This is a genomic window from Bacillus sp. 196mf, from assembly GCF_003217275.1.
Classification (GTDB): Bacteria; Bacillota; Bacilli; order Bacillales; family Bacillaceae_G; genus Bacillus_A; species Bacillus_A thuringiensis_S.
The window spans coordinates 141,307-159,885 of record NZ_QJTG01000010.1 but is presented as its reverse complement, the minus strand read 5'-3'; the positions used below and the strand labels follow the sequence as shown (position 1 = coordinate 159,885).

Below are 18,579 nucleotides of genomic sequence, written 5' to 3'. Positions count from 1 at the left end.
TCCTCATTCACTCTGATCAAGGTTGGCACTATCAAATGAAACAATACCGCCATTCTCTTAAGAATTGTGGCATAACTCAAAGTATGTCTCGCAAAGGAAACTGTTATGACAATGCCGTTATTGAAAATTTCTTCGGTATTATGAAATCGGAATTTCTGTATCGAAAAGAATTTGAAAGTATAACACATTTCAAACAAGAATTAGCAAAGTATATAGAATACTATAATCATAAAAGAATTAAGGCAAAATTAAAGGGTATGAGCCCAGTACAATACCGGGCTCATACCCTAGAGGCTGCCTAATGAAACGACCTGTCTAACTTTCGGGGGTCACTTCAATTGGATTGGCTTTTTGTCAGGTTGTTGGAAAAAGAGCGTACATTTTTCTCTTTTAAACATTAGCTAAAATTTGATCATAGCACGAAGTAATAAGTGCTTCCAGATCTTTTAAGTCATTAACGTTATCAATAAAAATTCTACTCACTCCCTGTGATTTTGGGGCTTGCCGGATGCCCTTAAAAAGAACAAGAAGGCAATATTGAGTATCAGTTTAATGGTCATAGAGATGTTAATGGGCATGAACAAGAATACCATTGCAAAGATGGAGATGTGAAGTTTTGTCTTTATGATAAAATAAATCAAAAAGCGTTGTTTTCTATGGACTTCTTTAAAAAGAGGCCTCCAATTATGAAAAGTAAAGAGGATGAAAGGGCAATAAAATTAAATTTATTATATGTTATTGATGATTCGTTGAGAGACAAAAGAATATCCACTTTTTATGTTAAAAAACTTCAGAAGAATGCGCTTGATAAGGAAATGAATTGCATTCATGTAGACCCAAACGTTAAAGTTGATATATTTGAAAATAACATGGCTAACGCATTAAGTCTAAGGAAATCAGAAAAATTTTACGACAACTTAAGCACTCCCGAGATGCCTATTAAACGTAAATATTAGTAAAATAAAATAATATTGAAGCAATACGAGAGCATCTATTTGGTTGCTCTTTTTATTATGTATGGAAGATAGAAGCTGGAAAGTAGAATTAAACAAAAAATCTTTTTTTGAAAAAAAAGAAGGAGTCTACTTTTTTTCTGTAAATAGAAAGGGGCAAGTAATTTTATTTATAGAAAAGGGGTAATTACATGGAAAGTTTATTAGAAGGGTTTTACATGTCTTTATGGACAATAGCTTTTGTCTCATTTTTGGTTTTGACACTTTATTGCTACGGAACTAAACAAAAGGCAGGTATCAAGTTTCGAGAATACATGGATGTAATGGGAAGTTTGTTGACTAGCGGTGGAGGTACAATTACTGTAATTATTTCAGTAGTACAAAATAAAGGTGCTTTATTGATTTATGTTGGTTTAATCGGATTATATGTAGGGGCTTTTAATTCGTTTAAGAAAATGATGGACATGTACGATAAAGTATCAACGGTAAAAGAGGAAGAAGAGGAAAAGGGTTTGTAAGTAAAATAAAAAGCATCCATAACGGGTGCTTTTATTTTGGAAGGATTGAGATAAATGACATGGTGAACATTCTTTATAGGATGTAGCGTTGGTATGACATTAACTGTATTAATCATGAAAGGTGTTATCGAAGCGAACTCATCCATATTAAAAATGAAATGTGCAGGTGATGATAAATTTAAAACTCATATCCAAGGTTATGGGATGTGAATTCGAAGGTTATAAATAAAAAAACAGGCTCATGAAATCTTCAAGAGGGGGAGCATTTGAACTTTTATTAATCTGATAAAATAACAAGTTGATTTTTATGATACAAATGGGCATTAGTATTTAAAAATTCTCTAACTTTCCCGCCATTCATACGAGGTGAACATAGTGAGCATACCGCAATATGTTGTCCGGCTTTTATATCGTCTGGTGAAAGTGTTCCAGCATCGAAAAAAATAGATGGTGAAGGAATTTGTTCTATTCCTTTGCTGTTAATTCCCTTTTTTCCCCAGCGAAGGTTTATAGCATATTTATCTGATATTTCTATATACCGCACACTGTCTACAATACCCTCTATGCAAATAGGGTGTCTGTTTTTCCATTCTAGTTGTTTTATGTAATTGAATGCTTGTATATAACGATTTGGTTCGTAATAAAAATCACTCCACTTTATTCTTTTTCCATGCATTTCAATTTCAATAATAGAGTGTAGTTCGGTTTGTTTTTCTAGAATATTCCGTAACTCAATTATCTTTTTCATGGTTGATAAGTATGAGTTTAAGCTCCCGCTAGAATGATAAGTTCTATCTTTTTTATTCAGTGCCTTGTTTTGATCATTCTTTGGCTTTGTAGTTTGATTTTTCAATTCTTCTAAAGGCTCATGGATCATATTTAAGCGAAATAAAAAAGTTTTATCCTCTACACTTTTTAAAATGTCATCATCGGAATCACGTGCGATAACTTTAATCTGACCGAGTGTATTGTATGAACAGAATTCCTCGTGGTTTATGCCGCCTTTTCGGTAAAAAAGCGCTGGAATATCTACTTCATTTCTCATATGTCTTGTGCGATGCGCCACAGGTATTCTACAAACTCCACATTCTAATTCTTGTTTTAAATGCTTATTTACAGGTTCATCTATTTCTTGCGCTGAAACCTTTTCATTCAAAATTGTCGAGTAAGCTTCTTTCATTGTTACTGCCATTTTCCTCTCCTCCTAATAAAGAAAATTTAACACCATCATAAATTGTATTTATATAGGATATTTTACCATTATCAGCATTCGAAGTGGCTAAGTTTGGAATTTAATATTTGACGTATGAAAGAAATTTGGTATCTGAAGATAATCTGATTTTTATTACGTTATTTTGAAAAGAGGGGGGTTATTTAATTATAAGTAGATTCTTTTTGCGCTTTTTTTAGGGGTATTAATATAACTCAAAGAAAACTTATCCATATTCAAAATGAAAAAGAAGAACGTTAATCCTTATAATAAGGCGTTCTTCTTTTATTTTTTATTCCTCGTCTTCTAAATCGCGTAAGCTATTAAGTAATTCGGTAAAAGACGAACAAACAGGATAAATTGCTTTTTCGATATCTTCTTCTTCGTGTTCCCAAAATACAACAGTTGGTGATTCAGGATTGTTTCGATAGTCAAAACATAAGTGATTTCCAAATGAATCTTTACCAAAAGGATATGTTTTATTTGCTAATCGATCTTTTATATCTTCATAAATTTGAATAATTGAATTTCTACTTTCTAAATCAAAAGTTAAAAGCTTACTAAATACATTTTCATCCCGTCCAGGCACATCAAATATTTTAGGTCTCGGATAACCTCCATCGTATTTCTTTACACATGCAATGAAATCTTCAGGAAATTTAATACCAAAATATTTTTCTGCTTTTTGGATTTCTTCATCTGTAATTGGTGTTTTACTCATAAAGGACCATGTAATATTCTTCATTTTAATACTCCATATTAAAGGAGGGCTGTTTTCAATGCTTCTTCAAGCATTGTATTGAAATCATTATATGTGTTCATCACTGTTCCAGATGGTTTATCAAGTTCTAAATAAGTACTGTCAGATAAGTTTTTACAAAACCACGCAATATTTGAATCTCCAAAGAAAAGATACTCTTTTTGAAATTCATTTTCATACCAAATCTCATTCGTTTCTATAAAGCCGCAAATTTGTTCATCTTTTTCTGTTTCTAGTAAAGAAGAATCGACTCCATAAAGTACCAGCCCATTAAAATCTAAACCATTTACAGTTTTAAGAAACTCTACGTATTCACGCGGTAAATCAATACTAATTTTCTCTTTTGCATGTTCTCTTAATCTCTGAATTTCAGTATCCGTTGCGGGTGTATTCAATTTATCATTAAAACTTTTCTCTATTTTTTCAATTTCTAAAACTAGATTTTTCCACATACAAAAACCTCTTTCTAAATTTATTTATTCCCCTTTAGGATAGATGTTGTATTTTGGGATAGGCCAGCTTATGTCTACACTATCTCCTGGTTGCAAGCCTTTAGTTAATGTACGTTGTGTATTAGTTATAACTTTATGATATGGATGATTTTGTATTAAAGTTAAATTTTCAAATGTATTTGTTCCTCCATCGTCTAAGGGGAGGTTATGATGTACCTGCCACCCTTTTGGGTTGTTTCCTCTTTTCATCCTTTCTATATCAGCATCTGTTATCCCCGCTTTTTTGAGTTCTTCCAATTTAACAGGGTCATTTACCAATGCATTAAGAAAATCTTTTCTCACACTTCTATCAAATTCCTTCCGAAGTTGTTCAGCTTCTTCTCTAGTTCTCTTAGAATAAGTAATATCTGCAACTTTGACATCGTCGAGATGTACATCTTTTCCATATAATTTACCAACAAAAGTGTCTCCATCTGTGTTGCTTTTAGTATATTGATAAGGCGATAGTTTATCCTTAGCTGTTTGATAAGTATCAACAAGGCTAGTTTTTAAAGAATTCCCCCCAACACCAGCATAAGCAAAACGGTTTCCGGTGTTCAATTTAAAATTATTTAATGTATACAATGCATCTCTGTATGCAGGGGCAGTAGTTAGAATCGATTTTCCTTTTGTAAGACTTGTAACAGCTGCTATTTTTCCTACTTGTCCAACTTTATCCAGACCTTTGCTACCAATAAAACCTGTGAGTAGCGAGGTGACCGCATAAGCTGCATAATGTTCTCTACTTTTCATATCCCCATTCCATAATTCATTCATGAATGAATCGGATAGGGCATTCCATGCCACAGGTAGGGTTTCTTTATAATTTACGATTGCATCTTTCATGTTTAACCAGGTCTCTTTATCTCCTAAAGCGACAAATCCGTCCCATGCGTCTACAACCCCATCTACAACCCCAGTAGAAATCCCAGTCCACGCATCATTCAAGTCCTTTTTATTTCTATCCCAAAAGGTCTCTTCTGATTTTGGCGGAATTTTGCTACACATTGCACCTTCTTCTAGTGTAACATCTTGATTATCCGCATTGCGGAATTTTTCAGCAATCCTTTTCAATTCTTCTTCCACATTTGTGATTGCATTGATAGAGGTAAATGCTTTTGGTCTTGCATCATTGAACATTTGGATGAAATTTTGATTAGAAGCACCTATCCATTGATAACATAAATAATCAATTTGATTACATAAGTCGTTATGTATGGATTCTAACGCGTTTCTAGTGTTATTTGCACGGTTTGCAACTTCTTCTAGCATTTCGGGTGTTACTTTGATTTGAACCATATAGCCCCTCCTCTCCCTAAAATTTACCAATGAAATTATACCATATAGGCATTTTTCTGTTACAGGGATTTTGGGTGAAATCTAGTATGGCTCTTTATTATGTATTGGATGTAGAAGGAGCCGGCGATATTAGATAATTCACCTAATAAAAAAGTGAACGAGTGTGAAAAATATTCGTTCACTTTTATTTTACCCTTTATAAATGCAATTCATAATTTCCGTCCGTACTATCGGGCTTTCTAAAAATTTCCTCGAATGGATCAATCTTTTTTGAGAAACCATTTTTTAATGCAAAGTGGTAACCTTCTTCAGTTATAACTTCTTGTAATACTAATCGTTCGAATCCTTTTTCTTTAGCGAATGTTTTAAACCATTCAAGAACAATACTTCCCTTACCTTGATTACTTGGTGTAATGTTTATAGCAGTAATCGCCAAGTATGGATCGGGGAAAAATTCGCTTCTAAGGTTAATGGTGACTTTAGATTTTTTAGAAGAAATATCTAAAGAATACTTAGAAAGGCCTTCTATGAACATTATTTCATCTTGCACTAATTCTTCTAATAACAATTTAAATTTTTGAAAGTCTTGTACATGGAGAGGGATCTTGTTGGATTTTTCTTTCAAAACAAGTAACTCCTTTTACCATCTATTTTGTGTACTTATCCATTTCTATACACACGCCAGCCTTTTTTATTGTGACCCCAAACTAGCCCCAATTACATTCTTTTTTATGCCTTATCTTGCATTATTAAATAAAATAAAAAAAGCCCAGGCTCCTTGATAAACAAGGTTCCTAAGGCTTTTAATAATACTCTTTGCAGAGTACCGAGATTAACGAGAGTAGAACTCTACGATTAATGCTTCGTTGATTTCAGCTGGTAACTCAGCACGCTCAGCGTGACGAGTGTAAGTAGCTTCTAATTTGTCAGCATCGAAAGTTAAGTATTCTGGTACGAAGTTGTTAACTTCGATCGCTTCTTTAACAACAACAAGGCTGTTAGATTTTTCGCGAACGCTGATAGTTTGACCAGGTTTTACACGGTAAGATGGGATATCTACGCGAGCGCCATCAACCATGATGTGACCGTGGTTTACTAATTGGCGAGCTGCACGACGAGTGCGAGCTAAGCCCATACGGTAAACTAAGTTGTCAAGACGAGCTTCAAGAAGGATCATGAAGTTTTCGCCGTGCTTACCAGGCATTTTACCTGCTTGGTCAAATGTGCGACGGAATTGACGCTCAGTCATGCCGTACATGTGACGAAGTTTTTGTTTCTCTTGTAATTGTAAACCGTATTCTGAAAGTTTCTTACGTTGGTTAGGACCGTGAGGACCTGGTGCGTAAGGGCGTTTTTCTAATTCTTTTCCTGTGCCGCTTAGAGAGATTCCAAGACGACGAGACAGTTTCCAAGCTGGACCTGTATAACGAGCCATAGTTGACTCCTCCTTTAAAAATGTTTTTATTTACGTAAAATAAAAACAGACGTAATCGATATTTACGGGCATTTTGTTTTCATGTACCTTCGCTCCAGCAGCAGGGAGTTACGAGATACACCTCCGTAGAGGAACAAAATACAAACGATAAACTCACATTACAAGGCTGCCTTTTTATTTTACACAAACGCTATTATATCTTTTACCCAGAGTTTCGTCAAGCGAGTACGTTTTTGTTTTATGCATATAAATTTTGGAAATTAATATAAGAAGGAATTTAAAACAATATAAAAGAAGAGATAGAAACACAAATAAAACGCTTACATAAAATGTAGTAAAAACGTTCATCAGTTTTTTACTGGTGAATATGCGGTAATAAAAACATAAAGGGGATGTTTTTATGAAAAAGAAGCATATGGAGACAGCGTTAATTCATCACGGTTATACACCTGAGGAACATAAAGGAAGTTTAACACCACCTTTATTTCAAACCTCTACGTTTACATTTGAGACTGCGCAGCAAGGAGAGGCGAGTTTTGCGGGAGTGGATCCATCTTATATTTACTCAAGGCTTGGAAATCCGACTGTGAAATTATTTGAAGAACGTATGGCGGTGTTAGAAGGAGGAGAAGAAGCACTTGCCTTCGGATCTGGTATGTCAGCTATTTCAGCAACTTTAATCGGTTTTTTAAAGGCTGGAGATCATATTATTTGTTCAAATGGATTATATGGTTGTACGTACGGTTTTTTAGAAGTGTTAGAAGAAAAATTTATGATTACGCATTCGTTTTGTGAGATGGAGACAGAGGTTGATATTGAAAATAAAATTCGTCCAAATACAAAGCTTATTTTCGTTGAAACACCGATTAATCCAACAATGAAATTAATCGATTTAAAACAAGTTATTCAGGTTGCGAAGCAAAATGGTTTACTTGTCATTGTTGATAATACGTTTTGTTCACCTTATTTACAAAGACCGCTTGAGCTTGGCTGTGACGCTGTTGTGCATAGTGCGACAAAATATATTGGTGGCCATGGTGACGTTGTAGCGGGTGTAACAATTTGTAAAACGAAAGCGTTAGCTGAAAAGATTCGCCCGATGCGAAAAGATATCGGCGGCATTATGGCGCCGTTTGATGCATGGTTATTATTACGCGGGTTAAAGACGTTAGCGGTAAGAATGGATCGTCATTGTGATAATGCAGAAAAAATTGTATCGTTCTTAAGAAAACATGATGCGGTAGAAGGTGTTTGGTATCCAGAAGGGGAGTTAGCATCTCGTCAAATGAAGCGCGGGGGCGGTGTTATTTCTTTTTCAGTAAAAGGCGGAAAAGAAGAGACGCAAGCATTTATTAATGACCTCCACTTTATTACAATTGCGGTGAGTTTAGGAGATACAGAAACGTTAATTCAGCATCCAGCAACGATGACGCACGCTGCGATTCCAGCTGAACTAAGAAAAGAAATGGGCATTTTCGATAATTTAATACGCTTATCGGTCGGTTTAGAATCTTGGGAGGATATCGTTTCTGATTTAGAGCAAGCATTAAAGAAAATATCTACTGTTAATCAATAAAAAAAGAGTGAGATATCGGTTTTGTACAGGACGTACTAAATCGATAACTCGCTCTTTTCTTTTTACATATGTTTTAGGAGTGTTTCCACAAACTTTTCTAAATAGCGCTGATCTACTTCATCAAAACGATTCTTTTCAGGACTATCAATGTCAAGTACACCAATGACAGCTCCTTCTTTCACAATCGGTACAACGATTTCTGAATTAGAAGCACTATCGCAAGCGATGTGACCTGGGAATTGGTGAACGTCCGCTACAAGCTGAGTTGTTTTCGTTTCAGCTGCTACGCCGCAAACGCCTCGTCCAAATGGAATGAGTACGCAAGCAGGCATTCCTTGGAACGGTCCAAGGACAAGCTGATTTCCTTCTGTTACGTAAAAGCCAACCCAATTAACGCGATCTAAAAATTGGTTTAATAATGCGGACGCATTTGATAAGTTTGCGACTACGTTTGATTCGCCAGTTAATAACGCATCCAGTTGTTTAATTACTGTCTCATATTGCTGCACACGAGATCCTGCATAACTTTCTTTAGTAAACATGGAAACAGCTCCTTTTTTATCGAGATGTGTAAAATATTAGCAAAATACGATGTATTTCACATGACTTTGTCGATAGAAAATTAAAGGAATTTGTCTTAAAAGTCAAGAAATTTAAACTATAGCTGTTCATTGAGAGGAAGTGAGCGCATGAAGCAGACGAAACAAAAAGTAATTGATGCGGCAATATCGTTGTTTAATACGAAAGGTTATGATGGAACGTCGGTGCGAGACATTGCAAAGCGAGCGGATGTGAATGTAGCGAATATTTCATATTATTTTGCTGGGAAGCAAGGTTTATTAGAACAGCTTATTACTGATTTTTTAGAAGGGTATATTCATGTGATTGAAATTTCGTTTGAACAGAGAGAGTATTTGTCGGCTAAAGATGTGATGGTGCAAATGGTGCGTGGGATGTTACGATATCAATTTGAAAATAGAGAACTAACACGTTTCTTCTACCGAGAGCTTTCGCTTGATACGACATTAATTCGTGAAGTGATGACCGTTTATTTTTCTAAAGAAAGATATTATATAGAGCAAATTATTAGACAAGGACAAATGAAACAAGAATTTCAGAAAGTATCATTTACAATGTTTATGACGCAATTAAAAGGCATGATAAATATGCCGTTTTTATATCCACAATATATATCAGAAGTACTGCATTCTTTCCCGTCCGAGACATTTTTCATAGAAATGTACACGAAAGAGATTGAGCAATGGATGGAACAAGCATTATGTAAAGTGAATATGTACCATGAATGGCCAAGAGCTGTTCATATGTGAAGAATCCCCACCTAACGAACTGAGGTGGGGATTCTTATGTTTACTTTTCTTTGCCATAAATTGTTACATAATAGCGCGATAATTGTTAATGCAGCTCCAGCAATTTCAATTTTATCGACTGTATAACCTCGAAACATAGAACCAATCAGTGCAAGGATAGGAACTAAATTCATAAATAATATGCCGTTAATAGATGAAATATAGCGATTTCCCATATTCCAGCAAAATACAGCGATAACCCCTGCGATAATCGACATATAAAAGAGCTCAAAACGAACACTCACAACTGTACGCAGTGACGGCATAGTAACTATATTTGTATACGTTAAGAAAGTAACAATAACGATGAGTGAAATGGAGCCAAATAAACAAGTTAATGTCGTATATCGAAGTGGTGACCAAGATTGAAAACGAGCACCCCCGTTTGTATAAATGACCCAGCAAGTAACGCCGCATAGCATCAATATATTTGTCGATAAGTGGCTTGCAGCTCCAAATAATAAGTGAATATTTCCTTTTGAAATGACAAGCATAACACCGAGTAATGCAACGAACATACAAAGGAATGTGTAGTTTTGTGGGCGCTTGTTTTTTGTTATCCATTGTAATGATAAGGCAATTAGTGGCATGAGAGACTGAATCATCGCTGCATGGATTGCTCCAGAAGGCCCGGCAAGTTGTTGTCCGTAGAAAACGAGAAAACCATATCCTGCGAAACCGACTGTCCCGTAAAAGAACAGAGAAAGTGTTCTTTTTTCTAAGCGGAGTGAAGTCTTCCCTTCAGTAATTAATAGCAAAATAAGAAAAATAATAGCTGCTGATCCATAGCGAATCGTTGTGAAGAAGAACGGATCGATAAATTGCAGGGCATTTGCCATTACAGGAAACATAAATCCCCAGGCAGTGACGGCGAGTAAGCATAGAAAGGATCCGAGTAGCATTTGTTTTTTGTTCAAGAGTATCTTTCCCCTTTACATTTCGTTATAGTAAGTTGATGAAATAAGTATAAAGAGTAATTGTTTATAGGAGGAAATATCGATTTCTTATAACGGTTATAACTTTTTGTTAGAGGTGTGTACGATGGATTTGGAGGCAGTACGATCTTTTATCGAAGTGAAGCATACGCGAAGTTTATCAAAGGCAAGTAAGATTTTACATATATCTCAACCAGCGCTTAGTAAGCAAATTCAAAAGTTAGAAGCGGATTTAGAGGTTACTTTACTTAAGCGTTCTGCGCAAGGAGTGGAGTTAAAGGAGGCAGGAGAGTTATTTATAAAAAGAATGCTACCGATTTTGGAACAAATAAATGAAGTGAAAACAGAAATGAGGGGGTATCAAGAGAACCGAAAGTTTTCAATTGGTATACTACCGAGTTTAGCAGAGCATTACATATTAGAGTGTAAAGATGTATTAGGTGATGAGTTCGAAGTAGAGTGGCAAATCGGACATACGGAAGTATTAAGAGATTTATTTAAAGCGCGGGAGATCGACGCGATGTTCATCGATTCAGTAGTAGAAGGTGCTACGTATATAAAAGAAGTGCAACAAGAGAAAATTGTTTGTGTCATTTCAAATAATCATCCGTATAAAGAGAAGAAAGTCATTCAAATAGAAGAGCTGCAAAATGAAAAATTAATTGTATATCCAGAAATATGCGATGTAAGGAAAATGATTATGAACATGTTTCATGAGAAAGGTGTAAAACCAACTATAGCTGTGGAAACATCTTACGCAGAACCGATGCTTGCAATGGTAAAAGCTGGCCTTGGCATCACTTTACTTCCAGAAAGGGCAGTAGAGCAGTCTGTAAGGCAGGGAAATGTACATGGAATTTCTGTTGAACCACCACTCATGCGGAAAATTTATTTCGTATCTCATACGAAAGATTGTTTGTTATTACAATCATTTGAGGATAGGTAGTGAGGTAGGCGGAATATTGAGAAAGATTACAATCGCATTGAAAGAAACATGAAATTTTAAAAAAAACTAGGTCAAAAACAAGCCATTACATGGTATGATTAGTACATTGTTAGTTGTTAAATATAGGGGAATTCCCTTTTTATACATAATGCCTTCCATTTCATAAACGGAACGGACAAAAAAAGAGATATAACTAGGAGGCTTTTTTGCATGGATTCTATCCTGACGATCGTTATCATTGTAGTAAGCTCTATTCTAGTGCTGCTCATGATAGAGCTTGTGATAAGAAATCGTTCATATAAAGATATTGAAGCACTGGAGCAGTGGAAACAAGAGATAAAAGATAAACCTGTGGCAGATGAACTAAAACGGGTAAAAGATTTAAACATGACGGGTCAAACAGAAGAACTGTTTGGTAAATGGCGTGAAGAATGGGATGAAATTGTATCAACAACCCTTCCGAAAGCTGACAAAGATTTAGCGCAAGCGCGAAAATTCGCCTCGCAATTCTCCTTCCGAAAAGCAAAGCATGCGATGAACGAATCCATAAGTGGTTTAGATGACGCTGATAATCGTATTACAGGTGTTTTAAATGAATTACAGCAATTGTTAGAAAGCCATGAGAAAAATAGCTCGGAAATTGAAGGGTTACGTGATACATATCGTAGTATGAAAAAGAGTGTTCTTGCTCATAGACATATGTATGGTGCAGCAGAGCAGAAAATCGAAGAGATGCTAGACGCTGAATCTAATAAATTTAAAAGTTTTGAAGAAGCAACAGATAATGGTGACTACTTAAAAGCGAGAGAAATTGTTATTAGTTTAGAAGAAGGTTTAGCTGGTTTAGAAATCATTATTCACCAAATTCCAGATTTATTAGTAGAGTGTCAAGCGACGCTACCAGTTCAACTGGAAGATTTATTACAGGGTCATAATGATATGGTAAGGCAAGGTTATGTATTAGAGTATTTGGAAGTCCCTAAAGAAGTTCGTGATATGACGACACAACTAAACACATGTTTAATGGATATACAGGAGCTTCATATAACAGAAGCGGCTGAAAAAGTGGAAGACTTAAAAACTCGTTTAGATGGTTTCTATGATCAACTTGAGCAAGAGGTGCATGCGAGACATTATGTGGAGCAAAAAACACTTTCTGTTTATGAAGACTTAGAAGAAATACGTACCGAAACGATTGAAACGAAAACAGAAACACAACTTGTGAAACAAAGCTATCAATTGCAAGATAAGGATATTGAATCTCAAAAAGTAATTGAAAAGCAAATGCACATTTTAACGAAACGTTTTGAAATGCTACAATTACGCGTTGCTGAACAAGATATTGCCTTCTCTATTATTCGTGAGGAACTAGAAGAGGTTTATGAGCAATGTGAAACATTAAAAGTACTTCATGCAGAATATAAAGAAATGCTGCAAACGATGCGTAAAGAAGAATTTGAAGCGCGTGAGAAGTTACAAGAAATGCGAAATACTATTTTCGAAACGAAACGCTTTATGCAAAAGTCGAATTTGCCAGGTCTTCCAGAGAGTATTATGGAAGATTTAAAAAGAGGGCAAATGGCAATGCAAGCTGTATATGAACAATTAGAAGTGAAGCCGTTAAATATGAACGCTGTAAATAGCAGTTTAGAAGAAGCATACACAACTGTGAACGGTGTAGCTGAAATGACAGAAGAGTTAATTGGACAAGCGTATTTAGTTGAAAAATTAATTCAATACGGTAACCGTTACCGCAGTCATGATGAAAGCCTTGCAGAAAGCTTAAATTATGCGGAGAAATTATTCCGTGAATATCAATACGATGCAGCTTTAGAACAAGCAGCTTCTGTACTAGAGCAACTTGAACCTGGTGTTGTTCAAAAAATAGCTGAATATGTAGACAATGAACAAACCCTTTCATAAAAGGGTTTGTTTTTTTGTGTAATTTTGCAGGCGATGTTGCTATAATGAATAGCGGAATACAGTAAGGTTATTCGTTTCAAAATAAAGTGAAACTGTAATCAGTGGGGGTATCTCACTAATTATTATTATTCACTAATCGGGATAAAACGGAACCTTTGCGTAGTCTTAGCGTAATGACACGTATTTATGATATGATTATATGATGTGATAGCGCTGAAAGGGGAAGAACGATGATCTATTTTGATAATAGTGCGACGACGAAGCCATATCCAGAAGCTCTTCAATCGTACGTGACGGTTGCTGGGAAATATTTTGGTAATCCTTCTTCTATTCATTCGCTTGGAGGAGAGGCAGAGCGTCTATTAACACAATCAAGAACGATTGCAGCGCAGCTTCTTCACGTTAAACCTTCTGAAATTATTTTCACATCAGGTGGAACGGAAGGGAACAACCTTGCGATTAAAGGGATAGCGATGAGGAATCGTTCGCGCGGCAAACATATCATTACAACAAATATTGAACACGCGTCTGTGTTTGAGGCATATAAGCAATTAGAAGAACTCGGATATGATGTAACATATTTACCGGTTAACGAGCATGGTGTTGTATCGGTAGAGGATGTAAAACGAGCACTTCGTGAAGATACGATTCTTGTATCAATTATTCATGTGAACAACGAAACTGGAGCAATTCAGCCCGTTGCTGAAATTGGAACGTTATTATCGAATCATCCGAAAATAAGATTCCATGTAGATCATGTACAAGGGATAGGAAAAGTACCGCTTGATTTATATGCTTCTCATATTGATCTTTGCTCAATATCTGGACATAAATTCCACAGTGTAAAAGGAACGGGTCTTCTTTATATACGTGATGGCGTAAGATTAGATCCGATTTTATCAGGTGGGCAACAAGAGCTTAAGTATCGCTCTGGTACAGAGAATTTACCTGGCATTGTAGCAATGGTGAAAGCACTTCGCATGACAATGGAACAAGTGAAAGAAAAGGTAGCTCATTTGCAAAGTTTACAAGCAGAGCTTGTCAGCTTCTTTAAAGAGATGGAAGATGTGACGATTAATACATCGCTTGCATATGCAGCACCGCACATTTTAAATGTATCATTTGTTGGTTTAAAACCAGAAGTAGTCGTTCATGCTTTAGAAGAGCACGGTGTATATGTATCGACGAAGTCTGCTTGTTCTTCAAAAGCAAATGAAGTGAGCAGAGTGTTAGTGTCAATGGGAGTGCCGCATGCAGCAGCTGCAAGTGCTATTCGTATTAGTTTGGCACCAGACAACACGATGGAAGAAGTAAAACAATTTGAAGGTATTGTGAAAGAGACGATGCCAAAATTATATGAAGTGATGAGGTAAAGAAATATGATGACATATGAATATATTTTAGTACGTTACGGAGAAATGACGACAAAAGGTAAAAACCGTTCTAAATTTGTAAGCACATTAAAAGATAACGTGAAGTTCAAACTGAAAAAGTTCCCAAATATTAAAATTGATGCAACGCATGACCGTATGTACATCCAGTTAAACGGTGAAGATCATGAAGCAATCTCTGAAAGATTGAAAGACGTATTTGGTATTCATAAGTTTAACTTAGCGATGAAAGTACCATCAGAATTAGAAGACATTAAAAAAGGTGCATTAGCAGCGTTCTTACAAGTAAAAGATGATGTGAAAACATTTAAAATTACAGTGCACCGTTCTGATAAGCGCTTCCCAATGAAGACGATGGAGTTACTTCCAGAAATCGGTGGGCACATTTTAGAAAATACAGAGGATATCACAGTAGACGTCCATAATCCAGATGTGAATGTACGTGTAGAAATTCGCAGTGGTTACAGCTATATTATGTGTGGTGAGCACATGGGAGCTGGCGGTTTACCAGTTGGCGTTGGCGGAAAAGTAATGGTACTTCTTTCTGGTGGTATTGATAGCCCAGTAGCAGCGTACTTAACGATGAAACGCGGCGTATCTGTGGAAGCAGTTCACTTCCATAGCCCACCTTTCACAAGTGAGCGTGCAAAACAAAAAGTAATCGATTTAGCACAAGAGTTAACGAAATACTGTAAACGTGTAACGCTTCACCTTATTCCGTTTACAGAAGTGCAAAAAACGATTAATAAAGAAATCCCATCTAGCTATTCAATGACGGTTATGCGCCGTATGATGATGCGTATTACAGAGCAGATTGCTGAGGAGCGTAACGCACTTGCAATCACAACTGGTGAAAGTCTTGGACAAGTAGCAAGCCAAACATTAGATAGCATGCATACGATTAACGAAGTAACAAACTACCCAGTTATTCGTCCGCTTATTACGATGGATAAATTAGAAATTATTAAAATTGCTGAAGAAATCGGCACGTATGATATTTCAATTCGTCCATACGAAGATTGCTGTACAGTATTCACACCAGCTAGCCCGGCGACGAAGCCGAAGCGTGAAAAAGCAAATCGATTTGAAGCGAAATACGATTTCACACCGTTAATCGAAGAAGCTGTAGCGAACAAAGAAACAATGGTATTACAAACGGTTGAAGTAGTGGCGGAAGAAGAAAAATTTGAAGAACTTTTCTAAAACCATAAATTACCATATTTAAAACGTGTATGAAGTCATGTTATTTATCACACTCTATACTCACAAGGAGGTGATATAACATGTCACGTAGCACAAATAAATTAGCGGTTCCTGGTGCTGAATCAGCATTAGACCAAATGAAATACGAAATCGCTCAAGAGTTTGGTGTTCAACTTGGAGCTGATGCAACAGCTCGCGCTAACGGTTCTGTTGGTGGTGAAATCACTAAACGTCTAGTTTCACTAGCTGAGCAACAATTAGGCGGTTACCAAAAATAATCCCATATGATGGCTTAGAAAGAGCGGGTTCTCCCGCTCTTTCTTTTTGTTGTTCATATTAGTATAAATTCATTTCGACAAAAGCATAAAAAAATTGTCAAAAGAAGAGGGTTCAAAATTTACTGAAAATTCTTTATTATATAAGGGAGGCATAAAGAAAAAGGAGGATGTTTATGAAGAGAGAGGAATTGTTGGCACCACCATCTTATAATTTAGTTTCAGAAATAGAGAAATATACAGATGATAAAGAGAAGCTTGCTTTAATTTGGCAAGATGATAAAGGGAATAGACGAGAAGTTACATATTTTGAATTAATGCAAGGGGCAAATAAAATTGGAAACGCTTTTATAAAAAGTGGCTTACAAAAAGGGGACAAGCTCCTTATTATGATGCCGCGTTTAATTGAAGCGTACATGACGTATATCGCTGCGATTAAAGCGGGATTTGTCGTAATTCCAAGTTCGGAAATGTTGCGTAAAAAAGATATTGAATATCGAATTGGACATGGCGAAGTAAAAGCGATAGTAAGCTATGAGCCGTACATTGGACAGTTTGATGATATAGAAGCAATGGAATCCCTTCAAAAATTCGTCCTGAGCGAGCAGTCAGTAGACGGGTGGATCAATTTAAAAACAGCATTAGAAACAGAAAGTGACATGTTAGAAATGGCGAAAACAGATAAAGAAGATATGGTCTTTTTATCTTACACGTCTGGGACGACAGGAAACCCGAAAGGTGTTGTTCATACGCACGCGTGGGCATACGCTCATTTACGTACAAGCGCCCCGAATTGGCTCGGAATTGAAGAGAATGATGTTGTATGGGCAACGGCTAGTCCAGGGTGGCAAAAATGGATTTGGAGCCCGTTTTTAGCAACTCTCGGTTCAGGGGCAACAGGATTTGTGTACAACGGTAAGTTTGAACCGAAAACGTATTTAAATTTATTAGACGATAATAAGGTGAATGTGCTTTGTTGTACACCGACTGAGTATAGATTAATGGCAAAGGTAGAAGATTTAAGCGAGTACAATTTAGAGGCGTTACATAGCGCTGTATCCGCAGGTGAGCCGTTAAATAGAGAAGTCATTGGAACATTCCAAAAGCACTTTGATATTACAGTAAGAGACGGCTATGGGCAAACGGAAAATACACTACTTGTTGGTGTAATGAAAGGGATGGATATTAGACCAGGATCAATGGGGAAACCAACGCCAGGTAACCACGTCGATATCGTAAATGAGGAAGGTATTCCAGTTAAAGTAGGCGAAGTTGGTGATATTGCAGTTCACATTGAAACGCCGGCACTCTTTAAACAATATTATAAAGACGATGAGCGTACAGCGATGCAATTCCGCGGTGATTATTATATTACAGGTGATAAAGCGAAGAAAGATGAAGATGGCTACTTCTGGTTTGAAGGGCGTGGTGATGATATCATTATTAGCTCTGGTTATACAATCGGGCCGTTTGAAGTAGAGGATGCGCTTGTAAAACATCCTTACGTAAGAGAATGTGCGGTTGTCGCAAGTCCTGATGAAATTCGGGGAAGTGTCGTGAAGGCATTTATCGTATTAAGAGAGAATATAGAAAAGAACGAAGAAACATTAATTCCAACACTCCAACAACACGTCAAAGAACTCACTGCACCATATAAATACCCTCGCAAAATTGAATTTGTAGATGAACTACCAAAAACGATTTCTGGAAAAATTCGCCGTATTGAACTTAGAAAACAAGAGATGGAGATTCCGTCAAAATAATTTTGAAAACAGTGAAGTAAATAGTTGAATGAAATGCAAAACAATGATAATATAAAAACGAACACAAGTTCTATTTTATAAACTTAAAAAAGAGGTGTCCGTATGATTTTAGGTATTAATCCGTACTTAGTTTTAGATGGTAGTGGGCAAGAAGCTGTACAGTTTTATAAAGAGGCTTTAGATGCAAAAGTAGAAGTCATGCAAACTTTTGGTGACATGCCTGAAAATCCAGAATACCCTATTCCAGCTGAAGCGAAAGAGCGCGTTTTACACGCTACTTTAAAAGTTGGTAATACGGATCTTATGATTTCTGATACATTCCCAGGTCAAGGACATGCAATCGGATCTCAAGTAACAATCGCAATTCAAATTAGTAATGCAGAAAAAGCAAAAGAAGTATTCGATAAGTTACAAGAAGGTGGAGAGGTTATGATGCCACTTCAAGAAACATTCTGGAGCCCAGCATACGGACAAGTAAAAGATAAATTTAATATTGAATGGCAAGTTACAACGTCTACTACTGAACAAAAGTAA

21 protein-coding genes and 1 pseudogene are annotated in these 18,579 nt (G+C 36.2%); 13 read left to right on the top strand and 9 right to left on the bottom strand.

Translation table 11 applies throughout. From position 1 onward, the window contains the following. On the top strand, nucleotides 1-302 hold a 302-nt coding region (locus ATL10_RS16390; RefSeq protein WP_142669969.1), incomplete at its 5' end, for an IS3 family transposase. An 88-nt stretch (nucleotides 303-390) separates the two neighbouring features. Here the strand turns inward: ATL10_RS16390 and ATL10_RS32360 are convergent. Then, nucleotides 391-510, bottom strand: a pseudogene (locus ATL10_RS32360) (type I restriction endonuclease); the annotation flags it as partial. A 176-nt stretch (nucleotides 511-686) separates the two neighbouring features. Between ATL10_RS32360 and ATL10_RS16385 the strand changes: the two are divergent. The 3 genes from ATL10_RS16385 (at nucleotide 687) to ATL10_RS16380 (ending at nucleotide 1,471) form a co-directional block, all read left to right on the top strand. Next, entirely contained in the window at nucleotides 687-956 is a 270-nt protein-coding gene (locus tag ATL10_RS16385) for a hypothetical protein (RefSeq protein ID WP_090976890.1), read from the top strand. Nucleotides 957-1,017: 61 nt separating this feature from the next. Beyond that, a complete protein-coding gene (locus ATL10_RS31900; RefSeq protein ID WP_258375778.1) occupies nucleotides 1,018-1,140 on the top strand; it encodes a hypothetical protein in 123 nt (40 codons plus the stop codon). Nucleotides 1,141-1,144: 4 nt separating this feature from the next. After that, on the top strand, nucleotides 1,145-1,471 hold the full coding sequence (locus ATL10_RS16380; RefSeq protein ID WP_090976892.1) for a hypothetical protein: 327 nt from the start codon (nucleotides 1,145-1,147) through the stop codon (nucleotides 1,469-1,471). Nucleotides 1,472-1,748: 277 nt separating this feature from the next. Here ATL10_RS16380 and ATL10_RS16375 read toward each other — a convergent pair whose 3' ends face one another. From ATL10_RS16375 to rpsD, 6 genes are all read right to left on the bottom strand, one after another. Next, on the bottom strand, nucleotides 1,749-2,663 hold the full coding sequence (locus tag ATL10_RS16375; protein WP_098236704.1) for a hypothetical protein: 915 nt from the start codon (nucleotides 2,661-2,663) through the stop codon (nucleotides 1,749-1,751). 310 nt (nucleotides 2,664-2,973) lie between these two features. After that, complete coding sequence (locus ATL10_RS16370) at nucleotides 2,974-3,426, bottom strand: SMI1/KNR4 family protein (protein ID WP_110497157.1); 453 nt, start codon at nucleotides 3,424-3,426, stop codon at nucleotides 2,974-2,976. 14 nt (nucleotides 3,427-3,440) lie between these two features. Continuing rightward, nucleotides 3,441-3,893 carry a YrhA family protein gene (locus ATL10_RS16365; protein WP_090976898.1) on the bottom strand — a complete coding sequence of 151 codons (453 nt, stop codon included), beginning with the start codon at nucleotides 3,891-3,893 and terminating at the stop codon, nucleotides 3,441-3,443. Nucleotides 3,894-3,917: 24 nt separating this feature from the next. Next, entirely contained in the window at nucleotides 3,918-5,231 is a 1,314-nt protein-coding gene (locus tag ATL10_RS31895) for a WXG100 family type VII secretion target (protein WP_257142716.1), read from the bottom strand. Between the two features lie 196 nt (nucleotides 5,232-5,427). Next, nucleotides 5,428-5,856, bottom strand: coding sequence for a GNAT family N-acetyltransferase (locus ATL10_RS16350; protein ID WP_098250727.1), 429 nt, complete (start codon nucleotides 5,854-5,856; stop codon nucleotides 5,428-5,430). A gap of 207 nt (nucleotides 5,857-6,063) precedes the next feature. Then, the gene (gene rpsD / locus ATL10_RS16345; protein WP_000135315.1) at nucleotides 6,064-6,666 is read right to left on the bottom strand and encodes a 30S ribosomal protein S4; all 603 of its coding nucleotides are present in this window, start codon (nucleotides 6,664-6,666) and stop codon (nucleotides 6,064-6,066) included. A gap of 400 nt (nucleotides 6,667-7,066) precedes the next feature. Here rpsD and megL point away from each other — a divergent pair, with 400 nt between their 5' ends. Then, nucleotides 7,067-8,242: a methionine gamma-lyase gene (megL, locus tag ATL10_RS16335; protein WP_098211551.1), complete on the top strand. Its 1,176-nt coding sequence runs from the start codon at nucleotides 7,067-7,069 to the stop codon at nucleotides 8,240-8,242. 62 nt (nucleotides 8,243-8,304) lie between these two features. Here the strand turns inward: megL and ATL10_RS16330 are convergent, their stop codons facing one another. Continuing rightward, a complete protein-coding gene (locus ATL10_RS16330) occupies nucleotides 8,305-8,784 on the bottom strand; it encodes a GAF domain-containing protein (RefSeq protein WP_110497155.1) in 480 nt (159 codons plus the stop codon). Nucleotides 8,785-8,931: 147 nt separating this feature from the next. Here ATL10_RS16330 and refZ point away from each other — a divergent pair, with 147 nt between their 5' ends. Beyond that, nucleotides 8,932-9,570: a forespore capture DNA-binding protein RefZ gene (refZ, locus tag ATL10_RS16325; protein WP_075718479.1), complete on the top strand. Its 639-nt coding sequence runs from the start codon at nucleotides 8,932-8,934 to the stop codon at nucleotides 9,568-9,570. Between the two features lie 11 nt (nucleotides 9,571-9,581). Here refZ and ATL10_RS16320 read toward each other — a convergent pair whose 3' ends face one another. Continuing rightward, nucleotides 9,582-10,526 (bottom strand): DMT family transporter, encoded by a 945-nt coding sequence (locus ATL10_RS16320; RefSeq protein WP_097821771.1) that lies wholly within the window; start codon nucleotides 10,524-10,526, stop codon nucleotides 9,582-9,584. 124 nt (nucleotides 10,527-10,650) lie between these two features. Between ATL10_RS16320 and ATL10_RS16315 the strand changes: the two genes are divergently transcribed. The 7 genes from ATL10_RS16315 (at nucleotide 10,651) to ATL10_RS16285 (ending at nucleotide 18,579) form a co-directional block, all read left to right on the top strand. Then, nucleotides 10,651-11,490: a LysR family transcriptional regulator gene (locus tag ATL10_RS16315; RefSeq protein ID WP_142669968.1), complete on the top strand. Its 840-nt coding sequence runs from the start codon at nucleotides 10,651-10,653 to the stop codon at nucleotides 11,488-11,490. A gap of 210 nt (nucleotides 11,491-11,700) precedes the next feature. Next, complete coding sequence (gene ezrA, locus ATL10_RS16310) at nucleotides 11,701-13,413, top strand: septation ring formation regulator EzrA (protein ID WP_110497151.1); 1,713 nt, start codon at nucleotides 11,701-11,703, stop codon at nucleotides 13,411-13,413. 230 nt (nucleotides 13,414-13,643) lie between these two features. Next, on the top strand, nucleotides 13,644-14,786 hold the full coding sequence (locus ATL10_RS16305; RefSeq protein ID WP_000638982.1) for a cysteine desulfurase family protein: 1,143 nt from the start codon (nucleotides 13,644-13,646) through the stop codon (nucleotides 14,784-14,786). Nucleotides 14,787-14,792: 6 nt separating this feature from the next. Next, on the top strand, nucleotides 14,793-16,007 hold the full coding sequence (thiI, locus tag ATL10_RS16300; protein WP_000989274.1) for a tRNA uracil 4-sulfurtransferase ThiI: 1,215 nt from the start codon (nucleotides 14,793-14,795) through the stop codon (nucleotides 16,005-16,007). Between the two features lie 80 nt (nucleotides 16,008-16,087). Continuing rightward, nucleotides 16,088-16,285 carry an alpha/beta-type small acid-soluble spore protein gene (locus ATL10_RS16295; RefSeq protein ID WP_000091640.1) on the top strand — a complete coding sequence of 66 codons (198 nt, stop codon included), beginning with the start codon at nucleotides 16,088-16,090 and terminating at the stop codon, nucleotides 16,283-16,285. A gap of 173 nt (nucleotides 16,286-16,458) precedes the next feature. After that, on the top strand, nucleotides 16,459-18,045 hold the full coding sequence (mbcS, locus tag ATL10_RS16290; protein WP_000817726.1) for an acyl-CoA synthetase MbcS: 1,587 nt from the start codon (nucleotides 16,459-16,461) through the stop codon (nucleotides 18,043-18,045). Between the two features lie 102 nt (nucleotides 18,046-18,147). Continuing rightward, nucleotides 18,148-18,579 (top strand): VOC family protein, encoded by a 432-nt coding sequence (locus tag ATL10_RS16285; protein WP_000600352.1) that lies wholly within the window; start codon nucleotides 18,148-18,150, stop codon nucleotides 18,577-18,579.

What these genes read in the sequence shown, in the direction of transcription:
- ATL10_RS16295 (WP_000091640.1), top strand. Translation starts at nt 16,088, where the DNA reads ATGTCACGTAGCACAAATAAATTAGCGGTTCCTGGTGCTGAATCAGCA.
- megL (WP_098211551.1), top strand. Translation starts at nt 7,067, where the DNA reads ATGAAAAAGAAGCATATGGAGACAGCGTTAATTCATCACGGTTATACA.
- ATL10_RS16370 (WP_110497157.1), bottom strand. Translation starts at nt 3,426, where the DNA reads ATGAAGAATATTACATGGTCCTTTATGAGTAAAACACCAATTACAGAT.
- ATL10_RS31900 (WP_258375778.1), top strand. Translation starts at nt 1,018, where the DNA reads ATGGAAGATAGAAGCTGGAAAGTAGAATTAAACAAAAAATCTTTTTTT.
- ATL10_RS16305 (WP_000638982.1), top strand. Translation starts at nt 13,644, where the DNA reads ATGATCTATTTTGATAATAGTGCGACGACGAAGCCATATCCAGAAGCT.
- thiI (WP_000989274.1), top strand. Translation starts at nt 14,793, where the DNA reads ATGATGACATATGAATATATTTTAGTACGTTACGGAGAAATGACGACA.
- ATL10_RS16365 (WP_090976898.1), bottom strand. Translation starts at nt 3,893, where the DNA reads ATGTGGAAAAATCTAGTTTTAGAAATTGAAAAAATAGAGAAAAGTTTT.
- ATL10_RS16330 (WP_110497155.1), bottom strand. Translation starts at nt 8,784, where the DNA reads ATGTTTACTAAAGAAAGTTATGCAGGATCTCGTGTGCAGCAATATGAG.
- ATL10_RS16385 (WP_090976890.1), top strand. Translation starts at nt 687, where the DNA reads ATGAAAAGTAAAGAGGATGAAAGGGCAATAAAATTAAATTTATTATAT.
- refZ (WP_075718479.1), top strand. Translation starts at nt 8,932, where the DNA reads ATGAAGCAGACGAAACAAAAAGTAATTGATGCGGCAATATCGTTGTTT.
- mbcS (WP_000817726.1), top strand. Translation starts at nt 16,459, where the DNA reads ATGAAGAGAGAGGAATTGTTGGCACCACCATCTTATAATTTAGTTTCA.
- ATL10_RS16315 (WP_142669968.1), top strand. Translation starts at nt 10,651, where the DNA reads ATGGATTTGGAGGCAGTACGATCTTTTATCGAAGTGAAGCATACGCGA.
- ATL10_RS16375 (WP_098236704.1), bottom strand. Translation starts at nt 2,663, where the DNA reads ATGGCAGTAACAATGAAAGAAGCTTACTCGACAATTTTGAATGAAAAG.
- ezrA (WP_110497151.1), top strand. Translation starts at nt 11,701, where the DNA reads ATGGATTCTATCCTGACGATCGTTATCATTGTAGTAAGCTCTATTCTA.
- ATL10_RS31895 (WP_257142716.1), bottom strand. Translation starts at nt 5,231, where the DNA reads ATGGTTCAAATCAAAGTAACACCCGAAATGCTAGAAGAAGTTGCAAAC.
- rpsD (WP_000135315.1), bottom strand. Translation starts at nt 6,666, where the DNA reads ATGGCTCGTTATACAGGTCCAGCTTGGAAACTGTCTCGTCGTCTTGGA.
- ATL10_RS16285 (WP_000600352.1), top strand. Translation starts at nt 18,148, where the DNA reads ATGATTTTAGGTATTAATCCGTACTTAGTTTTAGATGGTAGTGGGCAA.
- ATL10_RS16380 (WP_090976892.1), top strand. Translation starts at nt 1,145, where the DNA reads ATGGAAAGTTTATTAGAAGGGTTTTACATGTCTTTATGGACAATAGCT.